The 20019-nt window shown below is 68.7% G+C and carries 23 protein-coding genes; 10 read left to right on the forward strand and 13 right to left on the reverse strand.

Annotated features, from left to right (window positions below; all coding sequences use genetic code 11):
- Positions 1-82 precede the first annotated feature (82 nt).
- Genes U9J23_RS08135 through U9J23_RS08145 form a run of 3 tightly spaced genes read left to right on the forward strand, consistent with a single transcriptional unit; the run spans position 83 to position 3343 of the window.
- Complete coding sequence (locus U9J23_RS08135) at positions 83-739, forward strand: TetR/AcrR family transcriptional regulator (protein ID WP_059383664.1); 657 nt, start codon at positions 83-85, stop codon at positions 737-739.
- 10 nt (positions 740-749) lie between these two features.
- Entirely contained in the window at positions 750-1694 is a 945-nt protein-coding gene (locus U9J23_RS08140) for an ABC transporter ATP-binding protein (RefSeq protein ID WP_059383665.1), read from the forward strand.
- Entirely contained in the window at positions 1691-3343 is a 1653-nt protein-coding gene (locus tag U9J23_RS08145) for an ABC transporter permease (RefSeq protein WP_059383666.1), read from the forward strand. The genes U9J23_RS08140 and U9J23_RS08145 overlap by 4 nt, the downstream gene beginning before the upstream one ends.
- Before the next feature lie 4 nt (positions 3344-3347).
- On the opposite strand, the gene U9J23_RS08150 is transcribed toward U9J23_RS08145, so the two are convergent.
- From U9J23_RS08150 to U9J23_RS08175, 6 genes are read right to left on the reverse strand one after another with little or no spacing between them, the layout of a single operon-like run.
- Positions 3348-3638, reverse strand: a complete 291-nt coding sequence (locus tag U9J23_RS08150) for a GNAT family N-acetyltransferase (RefSeq protein WP_059383667.1) — start codon at positions 3636-3638, stop codon at positions 3348-3350.
- On the reverse strand, positions 3635-4285 hold the full coding sequence (locus tag U9J23_RS08155) for a Type 1 glutamine amidotransferase-like domain-containing protein (RefSeq protein WP_059383668.1): 651 nt from the start codon (positions 4283-4285) through the stop codon (positions 3635-3637). Before U9J23_RS08155 ends, U9J23_RS08150 begins: the two co-directional genes overlap by 4 nt.
- A 4-nt stretch (positions 4286-4289) precedes the next feature.
- Positions 4290-5144 carry a maleylpyruvate isomerase family mycothiol-dependent enzyme gene (locus U9J23_RS08160; protein WP_145707235.1) on the reverse strand — a complete coding sequence of 285 codons (855 nt, stop codon included), beginning with the start codon at positions 5142-5144 and terminating at the stop codon, positions 4290-4292.
- A complete protein-coding gene (locus tag U9J23_RS08165) occupies positions 5141-5581 on the reverse strand; it encodes an HIT family protein (RefSeq protein WP_059383670.1) in 441 nt (146 codons plus the stop codon). Before U9J23_RS08165 ends, U9J23_RS08160 begins: the two co-directional genes overlap by 4 nt.
- 9 nt (positions 5582-5590) lie before the next feature.
- Positions 5591-6355 carry an SIR2 family NAD-dependent protein deacylase gene (locus tag U9J23_RS08170; RefSeq protein WP_085469577.1) on the reverse strand — a complete coding sequence of 255 codons (765 nt, stop codon included), beginning with the start codon at positions 6353-6355 and terminating at the stop codon, positions 5591-5593.
- A gap of 22 nt (positions 6356-6377) precedes the next feature.
- Positions 6378-6536 (reverse strand): hypothetical protein, encoded by a 159-nt coding sequence (locus tag U9J23_RS08175; protein ID WP_167388354.1) that lies wholly within the window; start codon positions 6534-6536, stop codon positions 6378-6380.
- A gap of 437 nt (positions 6537-6973) precedes the next feature.
- Between U9J23_RS08175 and U9J23_RS08180 the strand changes: the two genes are divergently transcribed.
- From U9J23_RS08180 to U9J23_RS08190, 3 genes are read left to right on the forward strand one after another with little or no spacing between them, the layout of a single operon-like run.
- The gene (locus tag U9J23_RS08180; protein WP_059383672.1) at positions 6974-8101 is read left to right on the forward strand and encodes a Re/Si-specific NAD(P)(+) transhydrogenase subunit alpha; all 1128 of its coding nucleotides are present in this window, start codon (positions 6974-6976) and stop codon (positions 8099-8101) included.
- Complete coding sequence (locus tag U9J23_RS08185; RefSeq protein WP_006552916.1) at positions 8102-8431, forward strand: NAD(P) transhydrogenase subunit alpha; 330 nt, start codon at positions 8102-8104, stop codon at positions 8429-8431. It begins immediately after the preceding gene.
- The gene (locus U9J23_RS08190; RefSeq protein WP_059383673.1) at positions 8431-9855 is read left to right on the forward strand and encodes an NAD(P)(+) transhydrogenase (Re/Si-specific) subunit beta; all 1425 of its coding nucleotides are present in this window, start codon (positions 8431-8433) and stop codon (positions 9853-9855) included. Before U9J23_RS08185 ends, U9J23_RS08190 begins: the two co-directional genes overlap by 1 nt.
- A gap of 85 nt (positions 9856-9940) precedes the next feature.
- Here the strand turns inward: U9J23_RS08190 and U9J23_RS08195 are convergent, their stop codons facing one another.
- From U9J23_RS08195 to pdhA, 3 genes are read right to left on the reverse strand one after another with little or no spacing between them, the layout of a single operon-like run.
- Positions 9941-11308 (reverse strand): dihydrolipoamide acetyltransferase family protein, encoded by a 1368-nt coding sequence (locus U9J23_RS08195; RefSeq protein ID WP_272268951.1) that lies wholly within the window; start codon positions 11306-11308, stop codon positions 9941-9943.
- 9 nt (positions 11309-11317) lie between these two features.
- Entirely contained in the window at positions 11318-12301 is a 984-nt protein-coding gene (locus U9J23_RS08200) for an alpha-ketoacid dehydrogenase subunit beta (protein WP_272268950.1), read from the reverse strand.
- The gene (pdhA, locus tag U9J23_RS08205; RefSeq protein ID WP_059383726.1) at positions 12298-13398 is read right to left on the reverse strand and encodes a pyruvate dehydrogenase (acetyl-transferring) E1 component subunit alpha; all 1101 of its coding nucleotides are present in this window, start codon (positions 13396-13398) and stop codon (positions 12298-12300) included. Before pdhA ends, U9J23_RS08200 begins: the two co-directional genes overlap by 4 nt.
- 166 nt (positions 13399-13564) lie before the next feature.
- Here pdhA and U9J23_RS08210 point away from each other — a divergent pair, with 166 nt between their 5' ends.
- On the forward strand, positions 13565-14053 hold the full coding sequence (locus tag U9J23_RS08210; RefSeq protein ID WP_272268949.1) for an Lrp/AsnC family transcriptional regulator: 489 nt from the start codon (positions 13565-13567) through the stop codon (positions 14051-14053).
- Between the two features lie 4 nt (positions 14054-14057).
- On the opposite strand, the gene U9J23_RS08215 is transcribed toward U9J23_RS08210, so the two are convergent.
- Complete coding sequence (locus U9J23_RS08215) at positions 14058-14531, reverse strand: acyl-CoA thioesterase (protein WP_024103679.1); 474 nt, start codon at positions 14529-14531, stop codon at positions 14058-14060.
- Positions 14532-14715: 184 nt separating this feature from the next.
- Here U9J23_RS08215 and U9J23_RS08220 point away from each other — a divergent pair, with 184 nt between their 5' ends.
- Both U9J23_RS08220 and U9J23_RS08225 read left to right on the forward strand, forming a co-directional pair.
- On the forward strand, positions 14716-15555 hold the full coding sequence (locus U9J23_RS08220; protein WP_272268948.1) for a sulfurtransferase: 840 nt from the start codon (positions 14716-14718) through the stop codon (positions 15553-15555).
- 130 nt (positions 15556-15685) lie between these two features.
- On the forward strand, positions 15686-16537 hold the full coding sequence (locus U9J23_RS08225) for a DUF5995 family protein (protein ID WP_059383678.1): 852 nt from the start codon (positions 15686-15688) through the stop codon (positions 16535-16537).
- 28 nt (positions 16538-16565) lie between these two features.
- Here U9J23_RS08225 and U9J23_RS08230 read toward each other — a convergent pair whose 3' ends face one another.
- On the reverse strand, positions 16566-17384 hold the full coding sequence (locus tag U9J23_RS08230; protein ID WP_326602277.1) for a shikimate 5-dehydrogenase: 819 nt from the start codon (positions 17382-17384) through the stop codon (positions 16566-16568).
- 92 nt (positions 17385-17476) lie between these two features.
- On the opposite strand from U9J23_RS08230, the gene U9J23_RS08235 reads away from it, so the two are divergent.
- Entirely contained in the window at positions 17477-18259 is a 783-nt protein-coding gene (locus U9J23_RS08235; RefSeq protein WP_059383679.1) for an enoyl-CoA hydratase/isomerase family protein, read from the forward strand.
- 32 nt (positions 18260-18291) lie between these two features.
- Here the strand turns inward: U9J23_RS08235 and U9J23_RS08240 are convergent, their stop codons facing one another.
- Entirely contained in the window at positions 18292-18963 is a 672-nt protein-coding gene (locus U9J23_RS08240) for an HNH endonuclease family protein (RefSeq protein WP_059383728.1), read from the reverse strand.
- Between the two features lie 129 nt (positions 18964-19092).
- The gene (locus U9J23_RS08245; RefSeq protein ID WP_085469582.1) at positions 19093-20016 is read right to left on the reverse strand and encodes an NADP-dependent oxidoreductase; all 924 of its coding nucleotides are present in this window, start codon (positions 20014-20016) and stop codon (positions 19093-19095) included.
- Positions 20017-20019: the final 3 nt, after the last annotated feature.

Raw genomic sequence — 20019 nt, forward strand, 5'->3', positions numbered from 1 at the left:
CATCTGCAAGTACCGGCGGTACACCCTTCGATGACACATTCCGTGCGTTGATCCGGTTGAACACGTGTGCAACGCTTGAAACGTGCGTTCAACCGTCGCCGGTGAAGACCTCACCACCCGTGCACGGATCCGCGACGCCGCGATCCGGTGCATCGCCGCGTACGGCGTCGGCGTGCCACTACGCACCATCGCCGCAGAGTGCGGCGTCAGCGCTTCGCTGATCGTGCATCACTTCGGATCCCGCGCCGGATTGAAGGAACACTGCGACCGGTACGTGCTCGACGGGATCCGGCAGGCGAAGAGTGCCGTCCTCGACCCGCAGGCCGGGCCGGCCGCGCTGAACGACCAGATGGAGCACATCGAGAACTACGCGACCACGGTCGCCTATCTCTTCCGCACCCTCCGGGCCGGCGGTGCACCCGCCGCCGACTTCCTCGACCGACTCGTCGCCGACACCGAGGCATATCTCGAAGAGGCGGTGGCTGCCGGAACCGTGCGGCCCAGCCGGTTCCCCTCCGAACGAGCACGCGCCCTCATCTCGTTCAGCGTCGGCGCCGTGCTCATGGACCTTCCGGGTCCGGACGAGTATCTCGATCTCGAGACGTTTCCTGCCAGGCTGCGTTCCTACACCGAGCGCCTCATGCTGCCGATGCTCGAGCTCTACACCGAGCCGTTGCTGACGGACTCGACGCTCCTCGAGGCATTTCTGGCAGCACGGAAGGCACCCCCCGACTCCTGACGGAGGAAAGATGGACACCCAGATCATCGAAATCCGCGACGTCGTCAAGACATTCGGAACCACGAGAGCCCTCGACGGCTTCTCGATGACCGTCGAACGCGGTACCGTCGCCGGATTCCTCGGACCGAACGGCGCCGGCAAGTCCACAGCGATCCGCGTGCTGCTCGGAATGCTGCGTGCCGATTCCGGCACCGTCCGCGTCCTCGGACTCGACCCGTGGACCGACGCCGTCGCGATCCACCGCCGGCTCGCGTACGTGCCCGGCGACACGAACCTGTGGCCCACCCTCACCGGTGGCGAGATCATCGACGTCCTCACCCGCATCCGCGGGGGCGAGGTCCGCACGCGTCGTCGCGCCGAACTCCTCGAGCGGTTCGAACTCGATCCGACGAAGAAGGCCCGCACCTATTCGAAGGGCAACCGGCAGAAGGTCGCACTCGTCGCCGCACTCGCATCGGACGCCGAGCTCTACCTGCTCGACGAACCCACCTCGGGTCTCGACCCGCTCATGGAGGCGGTGTTCACCGACGAGGTGCGAGGGCTCCGCGACCGCGGCGCGACCGTCCTGTTGTCCAGCCACATCCTCGCCGAGGTCGAGAAGCTCTGCGACACGGTGACGATCATCCGGGCCGGGCGCGACGTCGAGACCGGCACCCTCGCGCAGTTGCGGCACCTGACGCGCTCGTCCGTGCGGGCCACCACGAGTGCCCCTGCCGAGCGACTGGGCGGGCTCTCCGGGGTCCACGACCTCTACGCCGACGACGGCCGGCTCGCGTTCGACGTCGACAACACCGCCCTCGCCCCGGTCCTGCAGGAACTCGCCGGACTCGGCGTCGAGAACCTCACCATCACGCCCCCGTCGCTCGAAGAGCTGTTCATGCGGCACTACGGCGACACCTTCGACACCGGTGACGGGAACGGCGCCGGTGCGGTGGAGGAGGTGTCCTCACGATGACCACGACGACACCGACAGCTGTACCGACCCCGAGCGGTACCTCCGCGACGTCCGCGGCACCGTTCACCGGGCTCGGCACCCTGCTGCGGCTCTACCTGCGGCTGGACCGCGTGCGCATCACCGTCTGGACCCTCGCGCTCGCCTTCACGGTGTGGTCGACCGTCCTCAGCCTGGCCGCGGTCTATCCCGACGAGGCCTCCCGTCAGGCCCGTGCTGCCCTGCTGGAGAATCCGGCTGCCGTACTCATGACGGGCCCGGCCTACGGGATCGACAACTACACGCTCGGGGCGATGACCGCGAACGAACTGAGCCTGACCGTCTTCGTCGCGACCGCGATCATGAGCATCCTGCTCGTCGTGCGGCACACCCGGGCGCAGGAGGAATCCGGCCGGCTCGAACTTCTGCGGGCGCTGCCCGTCGGGGCCTATGCTCCGCCGGCGGCCGCCCTGATGCTGGTCTCGGTCGCGAACCTCATCGTGGGCACCGGTATCACCGTCGCGCTCATCGCAGGCGGGCTCGATGTCGTCGGCTCGGTCGCCTTCGGTGTGGCCTCCGCCGTCACCGGGGTGCTCTTCGGTGCGGTCGCGGCAGTGACCGCCCAGTTCGGCGAACACTCCCGCTCGGCCACGGGTACCGCGCTCGCAGTGCTCGCTGCGGCCTTCTTCGTCCGCGGCGCCGGCGACATCATCGAGTCGACCGGCTCGTGGCTGTCGTGGCTCTCGCCGATCGCCTGGGCCCAGCAGACCCGGCTCTACGTCGACGAGCGGTGGTGGCCGCTGTTGTTGTCCGTCGCCACGACGGTCGTGCTGCTCACCGTCGCCGTCGCACTGTCGCGGCGCCGCGACCTCGGAGCCGGACTGCGGGCACCGAAACCCGGACCCGCCGAGGCAAATTCCGCGTTGCTCGGTCCGGTCGGTCTGATCCGCCGCCTGCTGCGCGGAGCCTTCGTGGGCTGGCTGACGGGACTGGTCCTGTTCGGCGTCGCGATGGGCGCTCTCGCCAGCTCCGTCGAGGACCTCATCGACGAGATGCCGCAGGTGCTGGACATGGTCGGCGTGGACCCCGACGCCCTCACCGCCTCATTCTCCGGGATGATGCTGATGTTCCTCGCTCTCGGCGCCACCGCCTTCGGTGTGTCCGGCGTGATGCGGATGCGCAGCGAGGAGGACGGTGGACGTTCCGGTCTCGTGATCGTCACCGGAACGGCGCGCAGCGCATGGCTGTTCGCGGCACTCGGCGTGATCGTCGTCCAGTTGGTCGTGGCGCTGCTCGTCTCCGGTGCTGCGACCGGACTGGGGGTCGCGCTCGCGGTGGGCGACTGGGGGTGGATGCCGCGGATGATCGCGGCGTCCCTGGCCTACGCGCCGGCTGCGATCCTCGTGGTCGCCGTGGCGTTCGCGCTGCTGGGCTGCGTGCCGCGTGCCACCGGGCTCGTGTGGGTGCTCGTGGTGTGGATGGTGTTCGTCGCGTGGCTCGGCGAGATGCTGAACCTCCCCGACGAACTCGTCGCACTGTCGCCGTTCTCGCATGTCCCGCTGGTGCCCGCAGAGGGGGTGACGGTGATGCCGCTGATCGTCCCGGCGGTTGCGGCGGTGCTGCTCGTCGCAGCGGCGATCGTCGGTTTCCGCCGCCGCGACGTGCAGGTGTGACGGATCAGTTGCGGTATTCGGGATGTTCGGAGACGAACTTCTCGACGTACGAGCAGGACGTACCGATCTTCAGTCCCTGCTTCCTGGTCTCGTCGAGGGCGTGCTTCACCACGATCCCGGCGAGGCCCTTGCCGCGGAACTGCGGGTCGGTGACGGTGTGGTCGAAGTCCCGCAGGTCGCCGTGCTGCGTGTAGTCGGCGTAGGCCGCGAGGTCGTCGCCGAGATAGAGCGCGAAACGGGCCTTGTCGGCGTCGTGCTCGATCCGGGGTTCGGTGCCGTCGATGTTCTGCGTCATGATCTCACCGTACTCGGGGCGTGACCGGGAGGAGTGTCGACGACGATCGCGTCGTCGTCGGTCAACGCCACGTGTTCGACGTCGTGCTCGCGCAGGTAGCGCAGGGTCTGCCGTATCCCGTCGTCGGCCAGCATCGAGTCACCGGCGTGCGGCACGATCGCGTGTTCGACCCAGCCGAGTCCGTCCCACACCACCGGGACACCGCAGGTCGCGGCGACCTCGTCGGGGTCGTCGGAGAACTCGATGCCGCGCAGCGACGGTGTGGCGACACAGGCCCCGGCGCTGTAGCCCCCGTACACGAGACGGTTGTCGCTCACCAGATCCGTGAGCACGGTATCGCCTCCGCTGCGGGCCAATTGCGCTCGCAGGACGAAAGTGTTGCCGCCGCGCACCCACACGGACGTGAAGTCCGACAGGCGCCGCCGGAGCGAGTCGGGATCGTCGAGGTGATCACGTAGATCCACCTCCTCCGGTTCGAAGCCGAGCGACCGCAGCGGGCCCATCTCGCTCGTGACCGCCGCCGTGCGGGCCGAGGCGGGCCACGCGTCGGCGGCGTTCGCGATCACCGCGATCCGGCCCGGCGTCGTCAACCGGACGAAGGCGTCCGGATCGGTGCCGAACCGGTAGGAGGACAGGAACAGCCGCACGACGTCAGATCGTGAACGCGAGGTTGTCGACGATGCGGCGTCCGACCTCGGTGTCGCCGCCGAGGGAGATCTCCTCGATCCGGTCCTCGGCGCGCACGCGTCCACCGGCGAGCCGAACGAACAACCCGGAGTCCATCGCGATCGTGGTCGTGACCGGTTCGGACAGGGCCGGCACCTCGGTGGCCCGTCCGTGCACCTCGATGTGGATGGTGCGCGCGAGGGGACCGGTGAGTTCGAGCGTGATGCGCGCTCCCTCGGGGGCCTTGCCGCGCTTGCCGACGATGAACGGAACCGCACCGAAGACCTCCGCGGATCCGAGTTCGGCACGCGGGCCGCCCTCGCTGCCCGTCCTGCCGAGCGCGTCGCAGATGTCGAGTTCGTGGAGCCAGCAGTCGAACACGCGGATCCGCATGAAGCGCCCGTACGGTGCCGGCCCGACGGGAGTGTTCGACTGTTTCCCGAAGTCCTCCTGGGTCATCGCGCCGAGTTGCTCCGTGCGCAGGGCGACGATCTCGCGGTACCGCTCGAGCACGTCCGCGCCGGGGACGGGACGCAACGACTCCACCCACAACTCGTTGAAGGCCGCGATGTCGTTGCGCACGTGGTCGAACGAGCGCACGTCGCGTTCGACGCGCGGAGCCTCGATGCCCGCGAGCATCGACTCGGTGCCGATGAGATGCGCAGTGATGTCCTTGACGGTCCATCCCGGCAGGCAGGTGGCGGTCGTCCACTCGTCCTCGGTCAGTCCCGCCAGCAGGTCGTCGAGCACGGCGAACTGCTCGAGCAGCAGCGGCCGGATCGTGTCGATCGGGAACTCGGCAGCGGAGGTGTCGGGGGTGGTGTCGGGCTGTGATGTCACTGGTGCTCCTCGGCGGTGAGACGTTCGAGACCGGCGCGGATGATCGCCGCGGTGGTCTCGGGGTCGTGGGGGCGACGGCGGACCAGACCGATACCCATCCGGACACGATCGCCGTTCCAGCGGGGCAGGAGGTGCAGATGGGTGTGGAAGACGGTCTGGAAGGCTGCTCGTCCGTCGTTCAGGACGAGATTGGTTCCGTCGGTGGCGAGTTCGGAACGGGCCATCGCCCGGGCGATCCGTTGTCCGGCACGGAAGACTGCCGCACCCGACGCCGGATCGAGCTCCTCGAGGCGTGCGGTGTGCACGCGGGGGATCACGAGGGTGTGCCCGCGCGCGATCGGTCGGATGTCGAGGAAGGCCACGACCTCGTCGTCCTCGTACACCCGTGTCGCCGGACCGCTGCCGTCGGCTATGGCGCAGAACACACAGGAACTCACCGGGTCACCTTAACGCGGTGTGTCGGCCCCGATCTCCAGTGTGTCGACGAGGGCGGGGAGACCGACGGCAGCAGTGGTGCGCCAGGCATGGTCGACCTGATCGCTCAGATCGGTCTCGCGTGGATCGATCTGCACCACCGGTACGCCGTGACTGCGTGCGAGCGACGGCAGGCCGGCCGCCGGGTAGACGACACCCGAGGTGCCGACGACGAGCAGCAGGTCGGCATCACGCAGGGACTCGGTCGCGGTCTCCCACGGTTCCTGCGGCAACATCTCGCCGAACCACACGACGCCCGGCCGCCCGTCGCCTCCGCATGCGGGGCACGACGGCGGATCGAGACGAGCGACGGGATCCTCCGGCGGATCGGGAAGGTCGACGGCGCGCTCGCACCTGCTGCAGCGTGGGGCGAACAGGCTTCCGTGCAGATGGGTGACCTCGGAGCTTCCGGCCCGCTCGTGGAGGTCGTCGACGTTCTGCGTCACGATCTGCACGTGGGCCGCCCGTGCCCAGTCGGCGAGCGCCAGGTGTCCGGCATTGGGCTGCACCCGGCGGACGAGCGCGACCCGCCACTGGTACCAGGCCCAGACCGTAGCCGGATCGTCCGCCCACGCCTCCGGTGTGGCGAGCGCGGTGGCGTCGAAGTTCTCCCACAACCCGGTCTGCGCGTCGCGGAAGGTGGGGACACCGCTCTCGGCGGACATCCCGGCACCGGTGAGGACGGCGACGCGGCGGGCCGAGCGGGCGAGGTCGAGGACGGGGGCCGGCACGTTCATGTGGCCAGGTTAGGTGCTCGGGTCAGGAGGGATCCGGGATCGGGTGCTCCCTGCCGCATCGCGGGCACGGCTCCTCCTCGGAGGTGAGCATCGCTCCGCAGTCGGGGCAGAGGAGATGGAGCCAGCAGACCGGGTCGCCGCCGAGGTCGTCGTCGTGGTCCTTCTCGCGGTCGTGACTCATGAGAGCCCCTTACGCCGCCTGCCGGACGAGCGCAAAGATGTCGTTCGGCGACGCGGTATCTGAATCGATTCCGAAGTGTTCTGAATCGGTACACACCGTCGATCGGTACACGCGGAACGAATCTGTTTGCACACCGCCTTCTTTCGCTTCGGAGGCCGTTTCCCGGCCCGTTCCCGGGACCGTTTCCGATCGTCCTCCACGCTCTTGCTCACCGGAGGAAAATGGCATTTGTGAGGTGAGCTGCCTCACAAACTTGCGCCATCTTGCTGTTCGGACTCGATTCAGATGATTTCACCAGGTTGCGAGGTCACGGGAGGGCACGGTAGGTCTGCTTAAGCCTTTCAGTGCATGACGGGCCGTCACATGGCCTTCGATAACGCATCTTTCGCCGCCGATCGCGGCACGACGCGCACTTTCATCGACGCAGGAGTCAAGAATTGAGTACCGAAGGATCGAACACGGGGAGCGGAGCGCACCGCCGTCCGACCGTCGGCGTGGTTCGTGAGACGAACGACGGGGAACGGCGGGTCGCGCTCGTACCGAAGATCGTGCCCTCCTTGATCGGCAAGGGGCTCGACGTCGTCGTCGAGTCCGGTGCCGGCCAGGGCGCGCTCATTCCGGATGCGGCTTACAAGGAAGCCGGCGCGACCGTCGGCGACGCCTGGTCCGCCGACATCGTCGTCAAGGTCGCTCCGCCGAGCGACGCCGAGATCGCACGCCTGAAGTCCGGTCAGCGCCTGATCGGCTTCCTCGCCCCGCGCAACGCCGACAACCAGATCGGCTCCCTGACGCAGGCCGGTGTCGAGGCGTACGCCGTCGAGGCCATTCCTCGTATCTCCCGCGCGCAGGTCATGGATGCCCTGTCGTCGCAGGCGAACGTCGCCGGTTACAAGGCCGTGCTGGTCGCGGCGAGCGAATCCACGCGCTTCTTCCCGATGCTCACCACCGCCGCAGGCACCGTGAAGCCGGCGACCGTGCTGGTGCTCGGTGTGGGTGTCGCGGGTCTGCAGGCGCTCGCCACGGCGAAGCGTCTCGGTGGCCGCACCACCGGATACGACGTGCGTCCCGAGGTCGCCGACCAGGTCCGGTCGGTCGGTGCCCAGTGGCTCGACCTCGGCATCGACGCCGCCGGTGAGGGTGGCTACGCACGCGAGCTCACCGAGGCCGAGCGGGCCCAGCAGCAGCAGGCGCTCGAAGACGCCATCAAGGGCTTCGACGTCGTCATCACCACCGCGCTCGTGCCGGGCCGCCCGGCGCCGCGCCTGGTGACCGCCGCCGCGGTCGAAGGGATGAAGCCGGGTTCGGTGATCGTCGACCTCGCCGGCGAGACCGGTGGCAACTGCGAACTCACCGAGCCGGGGCAGACCGTCGTCAAGCACGACGTCACCATCTGCTCGCCGCTCAACCTGCCCGCGACGATGCCGGAGCATGCCTCCGAGCTCTACTCGAAGAACGTGTACGCGCTGATCGAGCTGCTGCTCGACGAGTCCGGTGCCCTGGCCCCGGACTTCTCGGACGAGATCCTCGCGGCTGCCTGCGTGACGCGTTCGAAGGAGAACTCCTAGATGTACAACGAACTACTCGCGAACATCGCGATTCTGGTCCTGGCCGGATTCGTCGGTTTCGCCGTCATCTCCAAGGTGCCGAACACGCTGCACACGCCGCTGATGTCGGGCACCAACGCGATCCACGGCATCGTCGTGCTCGGCGCACTCGTCGTGCTCGGTCATCTCCCCGGTGATGCCCACTGGGGCATCAAGATCATCCTGTTCGTCGCTCTGGTCTTCGGCACCCTGAACGTCGTCGGTGGCTTCGTCGTCACCGACCGCATGCTCGGGATGTTCAAGCAGCGCAAGGACTCCCCGGCTGCACAGAAGAAGGGGGCTGACGCCTGATGGGCTACCTCGTCTCGGTCCTGTACATCATCGCCTTCGCGATGTTCATCTACGGTCTGTCGGGTCTGACGGGCCCGAAGACCGCCGTCCGCGGCAACTACATCGCCGCCGTCGGTATGTTCATCGCGGTCGTCGCGGTGCTCATCGACATCCGCCACACGGAGAACTGGGGTCTGATCATCGGCGGTCTGGCCGTCGGCATCATCCTCGGCGTCCCGCCGGCACTGAAGACCAAGATGACGGCCATGCCGCAGCTGGTCGCACTGTTCAACGGCGTCGGTGGTGGCACCGTCGCGCTCATCGCGTGGGCCGAATATCTCGAGTCCACCAGCTTCACGACGCTGGACGACGACCCGACCGTGGTCATGATCGTCGGTTCGCTGTTCGCCGCGATCATCGGCTCGATCTCGTTCTGGGGTTCGCTCGTCGCCTTCGCGAAGCTGCAGGAACTGCTGAACAAGAACCTCGAGAAGAAGCTCGTCGCGTCGGCGAAGCTGTTCCAGCTGGCCAACATCGTGCTCGTCCTCGCGTCGATCGCCATCGCCGTCTACATCGGCATCAGCGCCGACGGTGAGCCGCTCGCCTCGTGGTGGATCCTGGCACTGCTCGTCGCCGCCGGCCTGATGGGTCTGTTCGTCGTGCTGCCGATCGGCGGCGCGGACATGCCCGTCGTGATCTCGCTGCTCAACGCCCTGACGGGTCTGTCGGCAGCAGCCGCCGGTCTCGCGCTGAACAACCAGGCCATGATCGTCGCGGGCATGATCGTCGGCGCCTCGGGCACCATCCTGACCAACCTCATGGCCAAGGCAATGAACCGGTCGATCCCCGCGATCGTCTTCGGCGCCTTCGGTGGTGGCGAGGCGGCCGCAGGTGTGGCCTCGGCGTCGGGTGGCACGGTCAAGGCCACCTCGGCCTCGGACGCCGCCATCCAGATGGCGTACGCCAACCAGGTCATCGTCGTCCCCGGCTACGGTCTGGCCGTCGCCCAGGCGCAGCACGCCGTCAAGGAGATGGCAGCGCTGCTCGAGGACCGCGGTGTCGAGGTCAAGTACGCGATCCACCCGGTCGCCGGTCGTATGCCCGGCCACATGAACGTCCTGCTCGCCGAGGCCGACGTCGAATACGACGCGATGAAGGAGATGGACGACATCAACGGCGAGTTCAGCCGCACCGATGTCACCATCGTCATCGGCGCGAACGACGTCACCAACCCGGCTGCCCGACTGGACTCGTCGAGCCCGATCTACGGCATGCCGATCCTCAACGTCGACCAGTCGAAGTCGGTCATCGTGCTCAAGCGCTCGATGAGCTCCGGTTACGCCGGTATCGACAACCCGCTGTTCACCGCCGACAACACGTCGATGCTGTTCGGTGACGCGAAGAAGATGGTCTCGGAGGTCACCGAGGAACTGAAGGCCCTGTAGGCCTTCCGGACCTGTCGCTGCTCCCTTACGGCGCCCACGCGGATCACCGCGTGGGCGCCGTCGGCGTCAGGGCGGCCACGCTCACCTAGTTGTCGGCAACGAGCATGGGCACGGGATCGCCGAGGAAAGCGCCGATCGTCGCGAGTGCCCGTCCCGCCTGCTCCCCGTCGACGAGCCGATGATCGAACGACAGCGACAACGTGACCACTTTGCGGATCGCAAGAGCACCGTCCACCACCCACGGGCGATCGGAGATCGCACCGACGGCGAGGATCGCCGACTCGCCGGGATTGAGGATCGGTGTTCCCCCGTCCACCCCGAACACCCCGACGTTCGTCACCGAGACCGTCGAACCCGTCAGCTCGGACGGCGTGGAGCGACCCGTCCGCGCGCGGTCGGCGACCTCGGCGATCGACCGGGCCAGGTGCGGCAACGACAGGCGCTGGGCCTCCCGGACCACCGGGACCTTCAGGCCGTCGGAGGTCGCGGTGGCGATCCCGAGATGCACGTCGTGATGGAGCACGATCTCACCTGCGTCGTCGTCCCAGTGCGCGTTGAGCGACGGTTCGGCCGCGATCGCGTGCAACAGCGCGCGGGAGACGATGCTCAGCGCCGTCGGACGGACGCCTTCGAAGGCCGGCGACGCGCGCAGGGTCGACACCAGATCGACGGTGGCAGTCGCGTCGCACGTGAGGAAGACACTCGCGTGCGGGGCGGTGAAGGCGCTGCGGGAGACGGCCTCGGCGGTCCTCTGGCGCACCCCTCCTACGGGTATCCGCGTGGTCCTCTCGGGGGAGGGCGCACGGGCGGGTGGGCGTGATTGTCCGGCGGTGGTTTCCTCGCCGTGCCCGGCGGTGGGTTCTTCGCCGTGCCCGGCGGTGGGTTCTTCGCCGTGCCCGGCGGTGGGTTCTTCGCCGTGCCCGGCGGTGCGCCGCACGTCGTCGCGTGTGATCACCCCACCTCGGCCGGTGCCCGTCACCGTGTCAAGATCCACCTCGAGGAGGGCTGCGAGTTTGCGTGCGCCGGGCTTCGCGTCGGGTCGTGCAGGTGGGGTGTCGCCGTCGCTGTCCCGCCCGGTGTCCGCCGAGGTACGGCGGGTCGCGCGCCTGCTCTGCGGGGCGTCGCCGGGGCCGTAACCGACGAGCACCGACGGTCGGGACGGGACGCCGCTGTCACCGGTCGGTTCGGCGGGTCCGTCCTCGGTGACGATCCGCAGCAGAGGTGCCCCGACCGGCACCGTCTGCCCTGGTTCGACCAGCAGTTCCTCGACCGTGCCGGCATAGGGCGACGGCAGTTCCACCGTGGCCTTGGCGGTTTCGACCTCCCCGATGACCTGGTTGAGTTCGACGCGATCGCCGACCGCGACGGCCCACTGCACCCAGTCCGCTTCGGTGAGTCCCTCACCGAGATCCGGGAGACGGAATTCCTGTACTGCACGTGTGGGATTCGTCATCGCTGCGCCTCACGCTGCGAGTGCGCGGTCGACCGCATGGAGGATGCGATCCGGGTCGGGACGGTGATGGGATTCGAGTTTGGCCGGAGGATAGGGGATGTCGAATCCGCCGACCCGCAGGACCGGTGCCTCGAGCTGGTAGAAGCACCGCTCGGTCGTGCGGGCGGCGATCTCGGCGCCGATGCCGCAGAAGACCGGCGCCTCCTGCACGACGACGAGTCGGCCGGTCCGTCGCACCGAGGCCTCGATCGTGTCGAAGTCGATGGGGGACAGCGACCTCAGATCGACGACCTCGAGCGAATGCCCTTCCGTCTCGGCGATCTCGGCTGCGCGCAACGCCGTGCCGACCAGCGCACCGAAGGTCACGACCGTCGCGTCGGAACCGGACCGGACGACCCGCGCGGATGTGAGCGGGAGGTCGGGGGCGGTGTCCGTGTCGACCTCACCGCGTTCCCAGTAGCGGTGCTTCGGCTCGAGGAAGATCACCGGATCGTCGAGTGCGACGGCCTGCTGGATCATCCAGTACGCGTCGGACGGAGTGCTCGGGCTCACGACCCGCAGACCCGCGGTGTGGGTGAAGTACACCTCCGGTGATTCCGAATGGTGTTCGACCGCACCGATGCCGCCGCCGTAGGGGATCCGGACGGTCAACGGGGCCACCACGGCACCGGCGGTGCGGTAGTGGATCTTCGCGACCTGCGAGACGATCTGGTCGAAGGCCGGGTAGACGAAGCCGTCGAACTGGATCTCGCACACGGGCCGATAGCCGCGCAGCGCCATTCCGAAGGCCGTTCCCACGATCCCGGATTCGGCGAGGGGAGTGTCGATCACGCGGCCCTCACCGAAGTCCTTCTGCAGGGTGTCGGTGATGCGGAAGACGCCGCCGAGTGTGCCGACGTCCTCGCCCATGATGACGACCTTGGGGTCGTGTTCGAGTGCGCGGCGGAGTCCGGCGTTGAGGGCGCCGCCGAGGGTCATCGTCGTGGTGGTCATCGTCGCGCCTCCTCCTCTGCGGGGCCGAAACTCGCCAGATACTCGGCGTAGTCCGCACGTTCCTGTTCGACGAGCGGATGCTCGGTGGCGTAGACGTGGTCGAACAGGGCATCGGGTTCGGGGTCGGGCATCTCGAGCGTGCCGCGCCGGAGCCGCATCGCGGCCTCGTCGGCGGCCGACCGGACCTCGTCGAAGAAGTCCTCGTCGGCGTGCCCCTCGCGTTCGAGCAGTCGGCGCAGCCGATCGATGGGATCGCGTGCCTTCCACTCCTCGAGATCGGCGGGTGTGCGGTAGCGGGTGGGGTCGTCGGAGGTCGTGTGCGGACCCATACGGTAGGTGAGGGCCTCGATGAAGAACGGGCCGGCACCCTCGCGGGCATGCCGGACGGCACGCCGGGTCACCGCCAGGACCGCGAGGACGTCGTTGCCGTCGACCTGCACGGCCGGCATCCCGAATCCGGCAGCGCGCCCTGCGAGGGGGACAGGGCTCTGCACGTGGGTGGGCGCGCTGATCGCCCAGTGGTTGTTCTGGCAGATGAACACCACGCCGACGCCCCAGCTGACGGAGAAGACCATCGCCTCCGAGATGTCGCCCTGGCTCGTGGCGCCGTCTCCGAAGTACACGACGGTGGCGATCTCGGCTCCGTCGAGCTTCGCGCCCATCGCGTAACCGGTGGCGTGCAGGCCCTGGGCTCCGACGACGATCGCGGGGTTGGTGGTGGCGACCGTCTTCGGATCCCATCCGGACAGTCCGCACCCACGCCACAGGCGTGTCATGTCGGCGGGATCGACACCGCGGCACAACGCGACGGCGTGCTCACGGTAGCTGGTGAAGACGTAGTCGTCGGGCGCGAGTGCCCGGGCGGAGCCGACCTGCGCGGCCTCCTGGCCCTGGAGCGGCGCCCAGAGGCCGAGTTCACCCTGCCGTTGGAGGGCCGTCGCCTCTGCGTCGATGCGTCGCGCGACGACCATGTCGCGGTAGAGCCCGCGCAGTTCGTCGGGGCCGACGTCGGCGACGAGTGGGCCGTACTCGGTGTCGAGGACGCGTCGCCCGTCGGGTTGGATCAACTGGACCGGATAGGCGGTCGGTACAACCATCGGATCACCTCGTCGGTGCGGATCCGGCGTGCCCTCGTGAGGCCCGACCGGATGATGTGTGCCGTACATCACATCATCCGGGCGAATCGCGCGTGCGCAATCGGTCCGCCTCCGACTGTGCAGAAAGCACGGTTTCGGGGTGCCCCGAGCTGGCAGACTGCGAAGAATGACCAGTCTGGATGCCACCGATGCGCGTCTGCTCCTCGAGCTCACACGCACACCGCGCGCCACGGGAGTCGAGCTGGCGCAGCGTCTCGGGTTGTCCCGCAACACCGTCCAGGCGCGCCTGGCCCGATGGGAGGCCGAGGGTGTGCTCGCCTCGTTCGACCGGCGCGTGGATCCCGTCAGCCTGGGCTATCCGCTCGCCGCCTACGTGGCCACCCGGGTCGATCAGCACCGTCTCGACGAGGTCGTCGACGAACTCGCGCAGATCCCCGAGGTCACCGAGGTCTACGGGCTGACCGGGCAGATCGACCTGTCGGTGAAGGTGGTCGCCCGCGACGCCGACGACCTCTACCGGCTCGCGGGCCGCATCCTGAAGATCCGCGGCGTCGAACGCACCGACATGTCGTTGGTCATGCAGGACCTCGTCCCGCAGCGCACGTCTCCGCTGCTGGCCCGGGCGGCCGGGCGCAGCGGAGACGACGCGACGTAGGGCGTCAGCGGCCCGCGTTCGGCGTGGCCAGCTGGGCGGCGGCCTTGCGGATCTGATCGGGGATCGGGACGGGGCGGCGCGTCTGCGGATCGACGTAGACGTGGACGAACCGGCCGGTCGCCGCCGGGATCAGGGTGTCGTCGGCCTCCCGGAAGATTGCGAGCGAATAGGTGATCGACTGTGTGCCCAGACGTTCGACCGCCAGTCCGACCTGCAGGCGGTCGGGGAAGGACAATTCGGCGAGATAGCGGCAGGAGGTCTCGGCCACGACCCCGATCGCGTCGAGTTCGCGGATGTCGACACCGGTGGTGGAGATGAGCCACCCGTTGACCGCCGAGTCGAAGTACGAGTAGTACGTGACGTTGTTGACGTGGCCGTAATGGTCGTTGTCGGCCCAACGCGTCTGCATGGGCCACAACACCGGGAACTGCTCCGGCTCAGGCGGGGCGGCTGGGCTCGTCGGTTGGCGGTTGCTCACGTCTCGACGATAGTGCTCTCCGCACGTCAAATCAGACCAACCCCCACGCCAATCCCGAACCGAGACGCAAAACCCTCGAATCGGACGTGCACAGGGCGTGTCCGCTTGCCGGGGTCGTCCCGGCACGCACGGCGTGTCGCCCCAAAGCCGGAACGGCATGTGCCGTTCGTGTCAGGATCGGGTCATGTCCGATACCCCCGTTCTCCTCTCCACCGTCGAACTCGCCGAGATGATCGAGCAGGGCCGGTCGCCGGTGATACTCGACGTCCGCTGGGCGCTCGGCGACAGACACGGACGGGACCGGTTCCACGAAGGGCACATCAGCGGCGCGGTCTACGTCGACCTGGACGAGGATCTCGCCGATCCGCCCGGCCCGGGGCTCGGCCGTCATCCGCTGCCCGACATCGACCGATTCCAGGCCACCGCACGCCGGTGGGGGATCGACGACGGTGCTCTGGTCGTCGCATACGACGACAGTGGTGATCTCGCCGCGGCCCGCGCCTGGTGGCTGTTGCGCTGGGCCGGGCACTCCGAGGTGCGGCTGCTCGACGGCGGACTGCAGGCGTGGATCGCCGGCGGGCACCCTCTCGCCGCAGGTCCGGGCGGCGAGAAGAAGCCGGGTAACGTGACGTTGAGTCCCGGCCACATGCCCACGATCGGTCCCGACGAGGCCGCGGCCTTCGTGACCCACGGAGTCCTGCTCGATGCGCGGGCCCACGCGCGGTACTGCGGCGACGAGGAGCCGGTGGACCGCCGGGCGGGGCACATTCCCGGGGCGGTCAGCGCGCCGACCACCGAGAACCTCCGCCAGGACGGTTCGTTCCTGCCCGCGGATCAGATCGCGCACCGCTTCTCGAAGCTGGGTGTGAAGCGCACCGACGTCGCCGTGTACTGCGGATCGGGAATCAACGCCGCACACGAGATCGCCGCGCTGGAGATCGCGGGCATCGACGCCGCCCTGTATCCGGGCTCGTGGTCGCAATGGTCGGCGGATCCGAAGCGGGAGGTCGCCACCGGCAGTTGAGCGGTCCGCCGGCCGATGCGCAGTTCTCGTCGACGATTCGCGAGATCGCCGACGAGAACTGCACGCCGGAGCCGGCCGCGAATGGGACACCCCGGAGTATCCCGGAGAAACGCCCGGTAAATTAACGCAAATGAAGCATTTCGCCCGAGGCCGTACGACGATCACCGTAGGTGCTGCAGTCCTGGCGACCCTGCTCGCCGCACCGACCGTATCGGCCGCGCCGGTGCCGGCCGATACGGCACCGTCCCACTGCGTATCCGCCACTCCCCAGGCCGAGATCGCCGCACTGACCGATCCCGCGGGAATCGACACCTTCGACGACGCCCGCACCCGGATCGCCGAGCTGCGAGACCTCCTCACCCGCAGCGACGACTACCGTGGCACGTTCGTCCTCGCCTTCGACGAGATCCTCGAACTCACCGGCCCGACCCTCGACTCCGGGATCTACGACGATCCCGAATGGGCGTCCGCGCTCGCCGTCGAAGTGGTGCGTCTCTACCTGGCGAATCTGCACGAGTACGTGACCGGCGGGTCGCCGGCGCCGCACTGGGCGGACGCGCTCGCGCTCACCGAACAGTGCGACCGCAGCCCCGGTCGCGTGTTGCTCGGCGCGATCGTCGCCCACCTGGTGGTCGACTTCCCGGAAGCGCTCGTGACCATCGGATCGACGCCCGAGCACACCCGCGATTTCTACACCTTCGGTGAAGCGCTCGTCGATGCTGCACCCGTGATCGCCGAGGAGTTCGAGGCGGTCTACGGCGTCGACCTCGGCCCGTTCTTCACCGGCTGGTTCGTCGGCGACCTGGTGGGCGACACCGAGACCACCACGTTCATGTTCCAGTCGGCACGAACAGCCGCGTGGGTCAACAACTTCGGTCTGCAGAACCCCGCCACGCACGACATCACCCGCCTCGAGATGAACGTCGCGGTCGACGCTGCCACCGTGGTGCTCGACGGTCTCGAGCAGGCCGGAATCGTCTGACGACGGGGTCGTCCTCGGTTCCCGCCGTTCAGGAACGGGAGTACTCCGACGCGCGGCGCACCTGCTCGCGCGTCGGAGCCACCCCCGTGTAGAGCTCGAACTGCAGCGCCGCCTGCAGCGCGATGACCTCGTCGCCCGTGATCGCCGGGATGTCGTGCTCGCGGGCGAACCGGACGAGCGGGGTGTCCGGCGGGACGGCCACGACGTCGAAGACCGTCGCCGCTGCGGCGACGAAGTCGTGGGGGAGCGGCAGGTCGCCCGATTCGGCGCCGCCCGCCATCCCGATCGGAGTGGCGTTGACGATCAGCCCAGGGGTGACCTCGCTCGTGTCGGCGCGCCATTCGTAGCCGTACTTGCGCGCGAGCGGCCGTCCGGTGTCCTCGTTGCGCGCGACGATCGTTCCGTCGGTGAATCCGTTGTGGCGCAGCGCCGCCGTCACCGCCTTCGCCATGCCCCCGCTGCCCACCACCGTGACCGGTAGGGCGGAGTCGACGCCGTGCTCGACGAGCACATCGCTCACCGCCTGATAGTCGGTGTTGTAGGCGTGCAGGACGCCGTCGTCGTTGACGATCGTGTTCACGGACTCGATGGCCCGCGCCGAATCGTGCAGCACGTCGACGAGCGGCAGCACGGCTTCCTTGAACGGCATGGACACCCCGGCTCCGCGGATGCCCAGGCCGCGTATCCCCGCCACGGCGTCCTCGATGTTCACGGGCGCGAACGCCTTGTAGACGAAGTCGAGACCGAGTTCCTCGTAGAGGTAGTTGTGGAACCGGGTGCCGATGTTGCTGGGGCGGCCGGACATCGAGATGCACAGCCGGGTGTCCTTGGAGATGCGCTCGAGCATTTCCTCACCGTAGACCGGATGCACTCGGAAACATCGATGTTCTTGTTTGAGCATGCTGTTCTCATGATTAAGAATGAGATACTGTCCGATACATGGGAGACGATCTGGGCGCAGGCGGACTGAGATTCGAACGGGAAGGCGCGATCGGCTGGTGCATCATCGATCGGCCCGCAGCACGCAACGCATTCACCCCGGCGATGTACTACGGGATCAAACGTGCGGTGCGACTGGTCAATTCCGATCCCGACCTCGCTGCCCTCGTCATCACCGGTGTCGACGACGTCTTCGCGCCCGGCGGTGACCTCGGCGGTCGCGCCGAACCCGGCGACGATCTGCCCGAGGGCCTCTCGGGAGTGGACGTCGTCCCGTTCCTGACCATCCGCGACAGTCGCGCCCCCGTCATCTCCGCCGTCAACGGCATCTGCCAGGCCGGGGGACTGCTGGTCGCGATGATGTCCGACATCGCCGTCGCCAGCGAACGCGCGACCTTCCGTGTCCCCGAACTCCTCCGGGGCATCCCCGACGCGACCTTCGCCGCAGCACTACCCGCGCACGTCGGTCTCGCCGCCGCCCGCGACCTGCTGTTGTCGGCGCGGGTCTTCGACGCCCACGAGGCGCAGCGCCTGGGAGTCATCTCCCGCGTCGTCCCGCACGAGCAACTGCGCGAGGCCGCCCTCGAAGCCGCGCGGCAGGTCCTGCGGACCGCGCCGATCGCGCGTGCCCAGGTCAAGCGCATGCTCAACGAGCGCTACGGGCAGTTCGACTACCAGACGATGTTCGGGGCACTCGAGACCTCGCCCGAACCCCGCGAGGGGATGCGGGCCTTCATGGAGAAGCGCGAGCCCGACTGGATCCCGCGCAACCTTCCCGCCTGAGCGGCAACACGGGCACGCTCCCCGCGACGGCATCACGGGCACGACTCCGCCGCGCCCAGCAGGGCACGGTGGTCGTCGACCGTGATCGGCAACGCGTAACGCACCGCCACGGTCAGGTACCGGCCGGCGAACCAGCAGCGGTAACCCGGAGCCGGGGGCAACCACTGCGCCGGCGTGCCGTCGCGCTTGTCGAGGTTCGCCTGCCCGTCGACGGCGACGAGGTTGTAGATGATGTCGTTCGCGAACCGGCGCCGACGTTCGGCAGGCCATGCGGAGGCACCGAGATCCCAGGCCGCGGCGAGTGGATAGATGTGATCGATGTGCACGGCGTTCGCCGCGGCGCGCCGGAACTCCACGCGCGCCCCGGTATACGGATCGTTGAGGACCCCGCTCGTCACGACGCAGTCGTCGGTGCCGGCCCGGAAGGTGGGGGAGGAGAGGTCGCGCGCGAGGACGTTGTTGCGGGTGTCGCACCCGTCGTGCCCACCGGCGCCGGGGTGGTCGTCGGACCAGGCCGGACCGAACACACATCGCTCGCCCGCGCCGCAGCCCCGCTGATAGCCGGGCACCTTCCGGCGCTCCTCGACCACCGTCACCTGCTCGAGCAGGGCATGCACCTCGGCTCGGGCGGGGCTGCCCGGCACCGTCCCGGATCCCGGCGCGGTGCGGTCCCACAACCACGACACCGCCACCGCGACCAGCACTGCCGCCACCCACCATGTCGCGTTCCCCCCACGCACGCGGCGATCCTGACATGCCCGGCCGACACGATGCTGCCGACAGGACCCTCGGGGCGGAGCGATCCGGAGTGAGGCGATTCGGAGTGAGGCGATTCAGGGGAGCGTGACGACGATCTTCCCGCCGGCGTGCCCGGACTCGACGAGTTCCAGGGCGGCCCCGGCTTCGGCGAGCGGGAAGGTCCGCTCGATGCGCGGCGCGAGGACACCCCGCTCGACGAACGCCGCGACCCGCTCGAACACCTCCCGGGTCCGTCGCCGCGTGATGCCCGAACCGCCCAGCTTCTCCGCGCGGGCCGGATCGGCGACACTCACGACCCGTTCCGGCGCCCGCGTCAGCGCGACCGCCCGTTCGAGCACGTCGCCACCCACGAGGTCGACGACCGCGGTCACCGCCCCGCACCGCTCGGTGGTGGCCGCGACCCGCGCGTCGAATCCGTCACCGGACTCGATCCACAGTCCGCCGCACGATTCGACGAGTTCCCGTTTGCCCGCGCTCGCCACGCCGAGCACGGCGGCACCCGCGGCGTGCGCGAGTTGCGTCGTTGCCGACCCGACACCACCACCGGCCCCCAGGACAAGGACGGTGTCCGCATCGACGATCTCGAGGTGCTCGACGATGTCGAAGGCCGTTCCGGACGCGACCGGGAGGGTGGCCGCAACCTCGAACGGCACGGAGTCGGGCTTGTGCGCGGCAGCCCGCGCGTCGACGAGGGTGTACTCGGCGTAGCCGCCGTAGCCCTCCGCGGTGGCTCCGAAGACGGCATCGCCCGGCCGGAAGCGGGTGTCCGGACCGACGGCCTCCACCACACCCGAGACCTCCCGGCCGAGCACCGCCGGGAAGTGCACCGTGACGCTGCCCGTGCGCCGTCCGGACCGCACCTTCCAGTCGGCGGGATTCACGCCCGCGGCCCGGACCGCCACGAGGAGCTGCCCCGGACCGGGTGAGGGGACGGGGGTGTCGAACAGCTGCTGTGTCTCCGGACCGCCGTACTCCACGAAGCCGTATGCGCGTGCCATGGG

The sequence above is a fragment of the Rhodococcus sp. PD04 genome, from assembly GCF_035918275.1.
GTDB lineage: Bacteria > Actinomycetota > Actinomycetes > Mycobacteriales > Mycobacteriaceae > Rhodococcus > Rhodococcus rhodochrous.